Below are 10,504 nucleotides of genomic sequence, written 5' to 3'. Positions count from 1 at the left end.
GCCCGATGGTCAGCACGCACGCGATCTCCGCAGCCGTCGACGCCTCCTGCGCCTGCGCGGACATGGTGGGAGGTGCCATTGCCTGGACATTGTCCGCGTACTTCGCGGCGGCCTGGGCCTTCAACGCGGCCATCTGCGGCTCTGACCGGGCCGCCCCCGCCAGGATGTCCAGGCAAAGATCCGACGTGTCCTGCATCGGATCGTCATCGGGGTCCGCGCCGGAGCCGGTCCCGTCCACTTCGGCACTAAGCACCGCATGGGCAGCGTCGATATCCGCAAATGCCTTCGCCACCGCTGCTCTTCCCATGTACCAATCATGGCGGGAGGGTCTGACATTATTGCCCGCAGACCACGCCCGCCCAAAAGTCCGTGAGCCGGCGTGTGCGTTCCTGCCCCGTTGCACTGGTGAGGCGGCGACCGAAAGCCGGGACACGCCGTCGTACTCGGCGCGGTGCAAGGGTGTCCGCGAAAGGAACCGGGCAGGAACGCACGACGGCGGCACGCACCTGGGTGGGTCAGCGGGCGTTTGCCCCGGCAGTAAACCTCAGGCTGAACGCTTCTTGCCCCCGACGCCCGGCACGGATGTGACCTGTTTCATCCACGCCGCGATCTGGCGTTCGTCGATGTCGTCCAGGGATGCGAGCTCCACACCCCGGGTCGACTTGCCCATCCCCACGGGTGTCACCGGCGGTACAGGCTCGAGCGCCACACCGTTCACAAACATGAGCTTGACGTGGCCGGCAAAGCCGCCGCAGCTGAAGCACCAACCGTCGCCGACGCCGTAGTACGACATGCCCCACTTCACCGAGCGCTGGAGGTTGGGCAGCGTCCTGGCAGCCAGTGCATCAACAGCTTCGGCGATGCCGCGCTGCGGCTGCGGCAGGCTGGCGATGTATGCGAAGACCGGTTTGTCGCCGAGTGCCGCTTTCGCGGGGCTTGCCCTGCCGGTCATGGCTTCCGGCAGCGTGGCGGCTTCGACAGGTGCCGCTGTGCGCGTGGCCGGCTTTTCAGCATCCCTCTTACCGGTGTCCTTGCTGGTCATGAAGAGCATTATTCCGCACTTGCCACCAGCCCGGCTCGGTACTGGAGCTATCTCGAAGGTAGGTCTGCCAGTCCTAGGAAAATCAGGGTTGGGCAAACCTGCAGACACGGCCCCCCAAACTGCGTAGCGTCGTACTCACGCCCTCACGAAAGCGGTTCCCGAGCCGGGATCCTGCAGGGGTGACAGGAACAGGACCATGGATTTCTCGCGACTTACACCGGGCCGCGTGGGCCATCGAACCTCCGCCGCCGGCTCCGGCCGGGAACCGCGGAGGTCCCCGCCGCTGTGAGGGAGCGTGTCCATGAGAATTGCCAGCCCGAGAACAGCGGGCGGATCTAACAGCAACCGAACCATCCCCACAGAAGACTGAGGAGCAAAATGCAATACCGAACACTGGGCCACAGCGGCGCCGTGGTTTCGAACTACGCGCTCGGCACCATGACATTCGGGGCCGAGGCCACCGAAGAAACGTCCCATGCCATCCTGGACAGCTACCTCGAGGCCGGCGGCAACTTCATCGACACCGCTGACGTCTACAGCGCAGGCACTTCGGAGGAGATCATCGGCCGCTGGCTTGCCGAGCGGCCGGACGCAAGGGACCGGGTGGTGATCGCCACCAAGGGCCGCTTTCCGATGGGAACGGCACCGAACGACGTCGGGACCTCCCGCCGCCGCCTGACCCGTGCCCTGGACAGTTCCCTCCGCCGCCTGGGCGTGGAACAGATCGACCTGTACCAGGTGCACGCGTGGGACCCCATCACCCCGCTGGAGGAGACGCTCCGGTTCCTGCACGATGCCGTGAGCAGCGGCAAGATCGCCTACTACGGCTTCTCCAACTTCCTCGGCTGGCAGCTGACCAAGGCGGTCCACGTCGCCCGGGCACACGGTTGGAATGAGCCGGTGACCCTGCAGCCCCAGTACAGCCTGCTGGTCCGCGACATCGAAGCGGAGATCGTCCCCGCATCCCTGGACGCCGGGATCGGACTGCTGCCGTGGTCCCCGCTGGGTGGTGGCTGGCTGTCTGGCAAGTACAGGAAGGACCAGCCTCCCACCGGCGCCACACGGCTCGGCGAGAACCCCAAGCGCGGCATGGAGGCGTGGCAGGCACGCAATGACAATCCCCGCACCTGGGCCGTCATCGCTGCCGTGGAAAACGTTGCCGCTGCCCACGGCGCGAGCGCCTCCCAGGTGGCCCTGGCTTGGCTGGCGGACCGGCCCGCGGTCACGTCCGTGATCCTGGGCGCCCGGACCACGGAGCAGCTGGCTGACAACCTTGCCGCCACGGACCTCCAGCTCACCCCGGACGAAACCGAGGCGTTGACGGAGGCCAGCCAGCCCCAGCTCGGCGTTTATCCCTACGGGCCGATGGCGCAGGAGCAGCGCAGCCGGAAGATCGAAGGGGGACGGTAGCCCGGGAGCCTCTGATTGCTTAGGAACCGGGAAGGAATGGACGACGGCGGCACTCACCTTGTGCCGGTAACGCGGCCGTAACGCCCTGCCCGCCACCATTGAGCGAGGTGTGTCCTTGTTTCGCTCAATGGTCGGAGGAAACAATGGCTGATCGACGCGTGGGCAACGGGTGGTTGGCGCTTGTTGCCGCGATCTTGATCATGATGGGACTCCTGTCGTGCACGCCCCAGGGTGATCCCGGTGATCCCGGTCCCCCCAGCCCCACAGTGACCGTGCCAGAGCCGTCCGAAACAGTCCCGGTGGATCCTGTCCCCACGGTTGGAACGCCTCCACCAAAGCCGTCGGCTACCCCCACCCGCGTCCCTTCGGCTACTCCAACCCTCGTGCCGACCGGGACTCCACCCCCGGAACCATCCGACGGGGGAACGCCGCCGCCCGGGGAACGCAGCCAGGAAATTCTGGATCGCTGCTTCGAAGGAAAACTGGCATTCCGGCCGCCGTCCCCCTTGCAGCAAGGGGACGTCGTCGAATTCGTGGTGCGGGTGGCTCTCTCGACGTCACCGGTGGATCCCGCCACCGGACTTCCCGGATCCGGGGAACCCACCCGGCGCCAGCCTCCCATTTGTGAGCGGATGAGCGCCGATCTCACCAGCAGCGGGGGAGTGACGATCGAGCGGGCAAGCAGCGAACTCATCTCCATTCCCCAGCGGGGCGCCGGCGAGTGGGCCTGGCACCTCACCGCCGTCGAGTCCGGACAGCATGAGATGGTGCTCCGGCTGCTGGCCCCGGATCCGGAGGGCGGGACCATCACGGTGGAGACCTTCAGGGAAACCATCACGGTGGAGATCGGGCTGATGTACGTGGTCTCGAAGTGGATTCAGGAGATGGCTCCGCCCCTGCAGGCCCTGCTCGGGATCATCGTGATACTGGGAGGCTGGGCCCTCTTCCTCTTCACCCGAAGGCGGCGGCGCGCCAAGCACACGGCCAAGGCCCGTCCCGAACATTGAGGCGGGTCGCCTGGGGCCGCGGCGTCAGTCTGCCAGGAACGGACGACGGCGGCCGGGCCACCCGTGAGGGGTGAGGTCTCGGCGCTATGCCGACGCCATAACGCCGAGATCTCGTCCCTCGTTCCGGTCAGGCCGTCCGGCGGCACAGGTAAATGAAAGAGCGTTGCCCAAAAACCTGCATTAAATGAGAGAGCGTCCGGGGTGGGTGGGGTCGAAAGGCGCCCGCCGTCACTGGAGCCGCCCAAACCTCCAACATGCCCTGCTGCTTGACGGTCTCCAAGCCTTCCGCATATCCTGAACGAACGGTCGGTAAATAATTAGTCCCTTGAAGGCCTTTGCATAGGAGCAACCATGGCAGCGCAGAATCTGCAGTCAGTGCCCGCTGAGCTATCCCCGGAAGAACTCGCAGCCGCGGAACAGCGCGAGGCCGACGGTCAGGCGAACTTTGACCGGGTCATGGCGGACGATTCCCGCATTGAACCCAAAGACTGGATGCCGGACGCCTACCGCAAGACCCTGCTGCGCCAGATCTCCCAGCACGCGCACTCCGAAATCATCGGCATGCAGCCCGAGGCTAACTGGATCTCACGGGCCCCCAGCCTGAAGCGCAAGGCCATCCTCATGGCCAAGGTCCAGGACGAGGCCGGCCACGGGCTGTACCTCTACTCGGCCGCCGAAACGCTGGGCCAGCCGCGGGACAAGATGATGGCCGACCTCATCGCCGGCAAGGCCCGCTACTCGAGCATCTTCAACTACCCGGCCCGGACCTGGGCGGACATGGGCGCTATCGGCTGGCTGGTGGACGGCGCCGCGATCTGCAACCAGGTGCCGCTGTGCCGCGCCTCCTACGGCCCGTACGGCCGCGCCATGGTCCGAGTCTGCAAGGAAGAGTCGTTCCACCAGCGCCAGGGCTTCGAGATCCTGCTGGAACTCTCGCACGGCACCCCGGAGCAGAAGCAGATGGCCCAGGACGCCGTGAACCGCTGGTACGCCCCGGCCCTGATGATGTTCGGCCCGCCGGACGACGATTCGCCCAACTCCAAGCAGTCCATGGCCTGGAACATCAAGCGCTTCAGCAACGATGAACTCCGCAGCCGGTTCGTCGGAATGATGGTGGAGCAGGTCCGCGTGCTGGGCCTGACCCTCCCGGACAGCGAGATCCGCTTCAACGAGGACACCAAAAAGTGGGAGCACGGACCGCTGGACTGGAACGAGTTCCACGAGGTCCTCGCCGGCCGCGGTCCCTGCAACGCCCAGCGCCTCGAGCGCCGGAGGGAAGCGCACGACGACGGCGCCTGGGTCCGCGAGGCAGCGGCGGCTTACGCACACAAACAGTCAATGAAGACAAAGGAATTCGCAGCATGAGCGACGCATCTAACGCCCCGGAGGTTTCGACAGGCTCAACCACCGGTCCGGTGGTCGAGCCTGTCGAGACCAAGACCACCGGCAACGCCTGGGGCCTGTGGGAGGTCTTCGTCCGGTCCAGCCGCGGCCTGAGCCACGTCCACGCCGGATCCCTGCACGCGCCGGATGCCGCCATGGCCCTGCGCAACGCCCGCGACCTCTACACCCGCCGCAACGAGGGTGTGTCCATCTGGGTGGTCCCGGCCGACGCGATTGCCTCCAGCGATCCGGACTCCAAGGGCTCGTTCTTCGAGTCCCCGCAGGGCAAGGACTACCGGCACGCCACGTACTACACCAAGAGCGAAGGGGTGAAGCACCTGTGAGCAGCCCTGAAACCACGGCAGAAACAGCACACGGCCACGGCGACATCTCCACCGGTATGGCAGCCCCATCCGGCAGTGGCGACTCCAACGCCTCCGCCACCCGCATCACCCCCGGCAACGCCCTGCGCCCGGAGGACATCGCCCTCGAGGTCCGCACCGGCCTGGTCAAGCCCACCGAAGATGCGGCCGAGTACGCGCTTCGCCTGGGTGACGACGCCCTGATCCTGGCGCAGCGCCTGGGCCACTGGATCTCCCGCGCCCCCGAACTGGAGGAGGACGTGGCCCTGGGCAACATCGCCCTGGACCAGCTGGGCCATGCCCGGTCCTTCCTCACCTACGCCGGCGGAGCCTGGGAGAAGTCCGAGGATGACCTCGCCTACTTCCGCCGCGAGCACGAGTTCCGCTCCGCCCACCTCTTTGAGCAGCCCAACGGCGACTTCGCGGTGACCATCGCCCGCCAGTTCGTGGTGAGCTACTACCAGTTCGAGCTTTACCGCCGGCTCACGGAATCAACAGACGGCACGCTGGCCGCCATCGCCGCCAAAGCAGTCAAGGAAGTGGACTACCACCGGGACCACAGTGCCCAGTGGATCCTGCGCCTGGCCGGCGGCACGGACGAATCCCGCAAGCGGATCATCCACGCCCTCAAGCTGGTCTGGCCGTACGTGGGCGAGCTCTTCGAGGACGACGCCCTGGTGACCCGCCTCGCCGAGGCCGGTGCCGCCGTCGTTCCTTCCAGCATCAGGGAAGACTTTGACCGCCTGACCGGCGAGGTCCTCACAGAAGCCGGACTGGAAGTGCCGGAGGTTCCGGCAGCCCCCGGCGGTGGCCGGCGCGGCCAGCACTCCGAGCACCTGGGCTACATCCTCGCGGAGATGCAGGTCCTGGCCCGCGAGCATCCCGGAGCAAGCTGGTGACCGCCGTGGCCGTCGAGGTGGATCAAAGGCAGAAGGCCTGGGACATCGCCGCCACCGTGTGCGACCCCGAGATCCCGGTGCTCACCATCGCGGACCTCGGCATCCTCCGGGCAGTCACGGTAGAAGACAACGAAGTCACCGTCACCATCACGCCCACGTACTCGGGCTGCCCGGCCATGGACGCCATCCGCGATGACCTGAAAACAGCGTTCGCCAAAGATGGCTTCGCCAGCGTGCATGTGGACCTGGTCCTCGCCCCGGCCTGGACCACGGACTGGATGACGGACGCCGGAAAACAGAAGCTGCAGGAGTACGGCATCGCCCCGCCGTCGGGCATGGCAGCGGCAGCCCGGCACGCCGGCCCCATCCGGCTGCAGATGGCCGTCAAGTGCCCGCAATGCCAAAGCCTGAACACCAAGGAACTCACCCGCTTCGGTTCCACCTCCTGCAAGGCGCTGTACGTCTGCAAGGACTGCTTGGAACCGTTCGACTACTTCAAAGTCCTGTAAGGAAGCCCCCATGCCTGTTGTCCGCCAGACCGCCGCCGAATCGGCGCAGGCCACCGGCCGCCGTCGTCCGTCCTTCCACACCCTCGCCGTGGCGGAGGTGCGCCGGCTCACCGAGGACGCCATCGAGGTCACCTTCGGCGTCCCGCCGGAGCTCGCCGGCCAGTTCGACTACCTGCCCGGCCAGTACGTGGCCCTGCGCACCACGCTCCCGGATGAGGACGGCGAGCCGCACGAGGTGCGCCGCAGCTACTCCATCTGCGCTGAGCCGCGCAGCTTCGCGGACGGCAGCAGCGAGATCCGGGTGGCCGTGAAGAAGGACCTCGGCGGGCTGTTCTCCACCTGGGCCAACGCCGCGCTGAAGGCCGGGGACACCCTGGACGTCATGAGCCCCATGGGCGCGTTTGTGTCCAAGCACGGCCGGGACGGCAAGCCCGTGGACCAGAACGTCATGAACTCCATGAACCACCCGGAGGACCTGGCGGGGGAAACTGCCTCCATTGGGGGAGGCAGCTTCGTGGCCATCGCGGCGGGGTCCGGCATCACCCCGGTGATCGCCATCGCCCGGACGCTGCTGGCCGCCAACCCGGAGACCCGTTTCGACCTGATCTACGCCAACAAGGCCGCCATGGACGTGATGTTCCTGGAGGAGCTCGCGGACCTGAAGGACAAGTACCCGCAGCGGCTGGCCATCCACCACGTGCTGTCCCGCGAGCAGCGCATCGCGCCGCTGCTGAGCGGCAGGATCGACGCCGAGAAGCTCCAGCAGCTGCTGGGCACCGCCATCCACGCGGACGATGTGGACGAGTGGTTCCTGTGCGGGCCGTTCGAGCTGGTGCAGCTGTGCCGGGACACCCTGGCCGAGCGCGGCGTGAAGCCCGAGCATGTCCGGTTCGAGCTGTTCACGTCGGGCAAGCCGGACCGCCCGGAGGGCCACGCCGGCCGTCCCGTGGTGGTGGACGAGTCCAAGGAGACGTACAAGATCACGTTCAAGCTGGACGGCCTGCAGGGCGAGGTGGCCAGCCCCACGCACGCCCGCGAGTCCATCCTGAACGCCGCGCTGCGGGTGCGCCCGGATGTGCCGTTCGCGTGTGCCGGGGGAGTGTGCGGCACGTGCCGGGCCAAGGTGGTCACCGGCAGCGTGACCATGGACGAGAACTACGCGCTGGAGCAGGATGAACTGGACAAGGGCTACGTGCTGACCTGCCAGAGCCACCCCACCAGCAAGGAAGTCAGCGTCGACTTCGACGTGTAAAGCCCCGGTGATTGAGCCTGTCGAAATCCGGTGATTGAGCCCGTCGAAATCAAAGAGACCCCGGTGATTGAGCCTGTCGAGACCAAAGAGACCCCGGTGGTCGAGCCTGTCGAGACCCGAAACCCAACAAGGAGCCCCATGATTTCCCTCTCCATCAGCAACGGCGTGGCCGAAGTTGTGCTCGATGCGCCGCAGAAGCTGAACTCGCTGGATGAGCAGGCGCTGAAGGATTTAGCACAGGCGTACGACGACGCCGCTGCCGCCGCCTCACGCGGTGAGGTCCGGGCGCTGCTCCTTCGGGGAGAGGGCCGGGCCTTCTGTGCCGGAAGGGACATCTCCGGCGTCACGCCGGAGACCGACGATGCGGCCGCGTACCTGGGCGGGCTGGTGCAGCCGCTGCTGCAGAAGATGGCGGCCTTCCCGGCGCCGACCTTCGCGGCGGCGCAGGGCGCCTGCCTGGGTGTGGGGCTGGGCCTGCTGCTGGCCACGGACGTGGTGTACGTGGCGGAGAACGCCAAGTTCGGCTCGCCGTTCGCCAAGCTGGGCGCCACGCTGGATTCGGGCGGGCACTGGTACTTCACCGAGCGGCTGGGCATGCACCGGACGCTGGACCTGATCTACACCGCCGAACTGATGAGCGGCGCTGACGCCGTGGCGCAGGGCCTGTTCAGCAGGGCCATGCCCGCGGATGAACTCTTGGACAACACCCGGGCAATTGTGTCGAAGGTGGCGGTTGGAGCCACGGGTGCATTCAAGGCCAGCAAGGAACTGGTGGCGCATATCCGCGACCAGCGGCTGGGCCTCTGGGACGCCATGGCAGAGGAAAATGCCGAGCAGGCGCGGCTTTGCAAAACCGATGATTATGCCGAAGGTTTCAGGGCTTTCCAGGAGAAACGAAACCCAGAGTTTACGGGGTAGCAATTGCTAACTCTGGCTGTTGATTTGTATGGTTCACCTATGACTATGGGGAAATCTGTGACCAAAGCCGTCATTCCTGCTGCCGGATTGGGAACTCGTTTCCTGCCCGCCACCAAGGCAATGCCGAAGGAAATGCTGCCGGTGGTAGACCGTCCGGCAATTCAGTATGTGGTTGAAGAAGCCGTCAACGCCGGCCTCACCGATCTGCTGATGATCACGGGCCGCAACAAGCGCGCCCTGGAAGACCATTTTGACCGCGAGCCCGGCCTGGAGCAGGCGCTTGAAAAGAAGGGCGACCAGGGCCGGCTGGCCCTGGTGCGGGAGGCGTCCGACCTGGGCCCCATCCATTACGTGCGCCAGGGCGAAGCCAAAGGCCTCGGGCACGCGGTGCTGTGCGCCAGCCAGCACGTGGGCGACGAGCCCTTCGCCGTGCTGCTGGGCGATGACCTGATTGACGAGGCAGAATCGCTGCTCGCCACCATGATCGACGTGCAGCAGAAGACCGGCGGTTCCGTGATCGCCCTGATCGAAGTGGATCCGTCCCAGATCAGTGCTTACGGCTGCGCGGATATCACGGCCATCGACGGCGAGGACTACGTCCGCGTCAACAGCCTGGTGGAGAAGCCTGCTGCGGGCGAGGCACCGTCTAACCTGGCCGTCATCGGCCGGTACGTGCTGCACCCCTCCGTCTTCGGCGTACTGGAGAAGACCGAGCCGGGCCGTGGGGGAGAGATCCAGCTGACGGACGCGCTGCAGACCCTGGCCGCAGGCGAGGGCGAAGGATCGGGCGTGTACGGCGTGGTGTTCAAGGGCCGCCGCTACGACACCGGCGACAAGCTCAGCTACCTCAAGGCCGTCATTACCCTCGCCTCAGAGCGCGTGGAATTCGGTGAGGACTTGAAGACCTGGATGAAGGGCTTCGTCAGCTAGCTGCTGCTCTTACGGCTTTCTACGGGCCCGCTGCTCACTGAGTGGCGGGCCCGCAGTCGTCTGGCGACAATTCGGGCCATGATTGCGCCAATGACAGCTCCGGCCGTGTTTGTGACAAGGTCCTGCGGCGTTGCAAAACGGTCGTCAAGAAACAGCAGCTGGCCCAATTCCATACAGCCGGAGACCAGAAGACCAAAGGCGCCAACCCGCCACCAAGTCCGATCCGGAAATGCCTGCGAGGCGACGATGCCCAGCGGCACGAACAACGCGACGTTCGCGGCTGCTTCAACAAATTTGTAGTTGAACCAGCGCGGAACACCGTGCGCATGGAGATATCTCAAGACTCGGGCCAGATCGCCCTGGATGGGCTGATCAACGGGGCTTGGCCAAAATGCGATGAAGGCCAGCGGAATCAGCATGGCAACGAGAAGCCAGCGCCACGGGCGGCGGTCTGCCAGGAAATTCAAGTGGGCCTCAGGACGTTCTCAGAATGGCTAGAAAGGCCACCCCGAAGGCTGCAGTAGCCAACAGTCCGAGGAAGGCGTAGGGGAGTGCTTGAGGGCCTGGCAAGGGTATCGAGAAGTCGAACTGCCAGCGGGTTCTGCGCCAATGTCTCCCCATAACACTAATAAATACCACGGACGCAATCGGTTCGGGCTGTGGAACCGTTGGCTGAGCCTGTCCACTTGGTGGTTGAGCCTGTCGACTCGGTGGTTGAGCCTGTCGACTCGGTGGTTGAGCCTGTCGAAACCATTAAATGCAGAGGGTGGGTGGTTCTCCGGTTTCCCGGAG

Annotated in this window: 11 protein-coding genes and 1 pseudogene; 9 read left to right on the top strand and 3 right to left on the bottom strand. The window is 65.8% G+C overall.

The window, feature by feature from the left end:
• Positions 1 to 307 (bottom strand): annotated as a pseudogene (locus tag EYS21_RS22720) (endonuclease); the annotation flags it as partial.
• Between the two features lie 237 nt (positions 308 to 544).
• Complete coding sequence (locus tag EYS21_RS23870; RefSeq protein ID WP_131135501.1) at positions 545 to 1,042, bottom strand: DUF1801 domain-containing protein; 498 nt, start codon at positions 1,040 to 1,042, stop codon at positions 545 to 547.
• Positions 1,043 to 1,420: 378 nt separating this feature from the next.
• On the opposite strand from EYS21_RS23870, the gene EYS21_RS22710 reads away from it, so the two are divergent.
• The 9 genes from EYS21_RS22710 to galU all read left to right on the top strand — a co-directional run bounded on the left by EYS21_RS22710 (position 1,421) and on the right by galU (position 9,712).
• Entirely contained in the window at positions 1,421 to 2,452 is a 1,032-nt protein-coding gene (locus tag EYS21_RS22710; protein ID WP_131135500.1) for an aldo/keto reductase, read from the top strand.
• Positions 2,453 to 3,084: 632 nt separating this feature from the next.
• Positions 3,085 to 3,459 carry a hypothetical protein gene (locus EYS21_RS22705; RefSeq protein WP_131135499.1) on the top strand — a complete coding sequence of 125 codons (375 nt, stop codon included), beginning with the start codon at positions 3,085 to 3,087 and terminating at the stop codon, positions 3,457 to 3,459.
• 351 nt (positions 3,460 to 3,810) lie between these two features.
• The gene (gene paaA / locus EYS21_RS22700) at positions 3,811 to 4,824 is read left to right on the top strand and encodes a 1,2-phenylacetyl-CoA epoxidase subunit PaaA (protein ID WP_131135498.1); all 1,014 of its coding nucleotides are present in this window, start codon (positions 3,811 to 3,813) and stop codon (positions 4,822 to 4,824) included.
• Positions 4,821 to 5,186 carry a 1,2-phenylacetyl-CoA epoxidase subunit PaaB gene (gene paaB, locus EYS21_RS22695; RefSeq protein WP_242633575.1) on the top strand — a complete coding sequence of 122 codons (366 nt, stop codon included), beginning with the start codon at positions 4,821 to 4,823 and terminating at the stop codon, positions 5,184 to 5,186. Before paaA ends, paaB begins: the two co-directional genes overlap by 4 nt.
• A 56-nt stretch (positions 5,187 to 5,242) precedes the next feature.
• A complete protein-coding gene (paaC, locus tag EYS21_RS22690) occupies positions 5,243 to 6,103 on the top strand; it encodes a 1,2-phenylacetyl-CoA epoxidase subunit PaaC (RefSeq protein ID WP_131135505.1) in 861 nt (286 codons plus the stop codon).
• Positions 6,100 to 6,612, top strand: a complete 513-nt coding sequence (paaD, locus tag EYS21_RS22685; protein ID WP_242633574.1) for a 1,2-phenylacetyl-CoA epoxidase subunit PaaD — start codon at positions 6,100 to 6,102, stop codon at positions 6,610 to 6,612. Before paaC ends, paaD begins: the two co-directional genes overlap by 4 nt.
• Before the next feature lie 10 nt (positions 6,613 to 6,622).
• Positions 6,623 to 7,864 (top strand): 1,2-phenylacetyl-CoA epoxidase subunit PaaE, encoded by a 1,242-nt coding sequence (gene paaE / locus EYS21_RS22680; protein ID WP_131135496.1) that lies wholly within the window; start codon positions 6,623 to 6,625, stop codon positions 7,862 to 7,864.
• 138 nt (positions 7,865 to 8,002) lie between these two features.
• Positions 8,003 to 8,782, top strand: coding sequence for an enoyl-CoA hydratase/isomerase family protein (locus tag EYS21_RS22675; protein ID WP_131135495.1), 780 nt, complete (start codon positions 8,003 to 8,005; stop codon positions 8,780 to 8,782).
• Positions 8,783 to 8,821: 39 nt separating this feature from the next.
• Positions 8,822 to 9,712, top strand: a complete 891-nt coding sequence (gene galU, locus EYS21_RS22670) for a UTP--glucose-1-phosphate uridylyltransferase GalU (protein ID WP_131135494.1) — start codon at positions 8,822 to 8,824, stop codon at positions 9,710 to 9,712.
• On the opposite strand, the gene EYS21_RS22665 is transcribed toward galU, so the two are convergent.
• Positions 9,709 to 10,179, bottom strand: a complete 471-nt coding sequence (locus EYS21_RS22665; RefSeq protein WP_242633573.1) for a VanZ family protein — start codon at positions 10,177 to 10,179, stop codon at positions 9,709 to 9,711. The genes galU and EYS21_RS22665 overlap by 4 nt on opposite strands.
• Between the last annotated feature and the right edge of the window lie 325 nt (positions 10,180 to 10,504).

It is taken from the genome of Arthrobacter sp. S39 (genome assembly GCF_004320525.1).
Taxonomy (GTDB): Bacteria; Actinomycetota; Actinomycetes; order Actinomycetales; family Micrococcaceae; genus Arthrobacter.
Note: the sequence above shows the minus strand (reverse complement) of the source record. Positions and strands in the feature narration are given on the sequence as shown.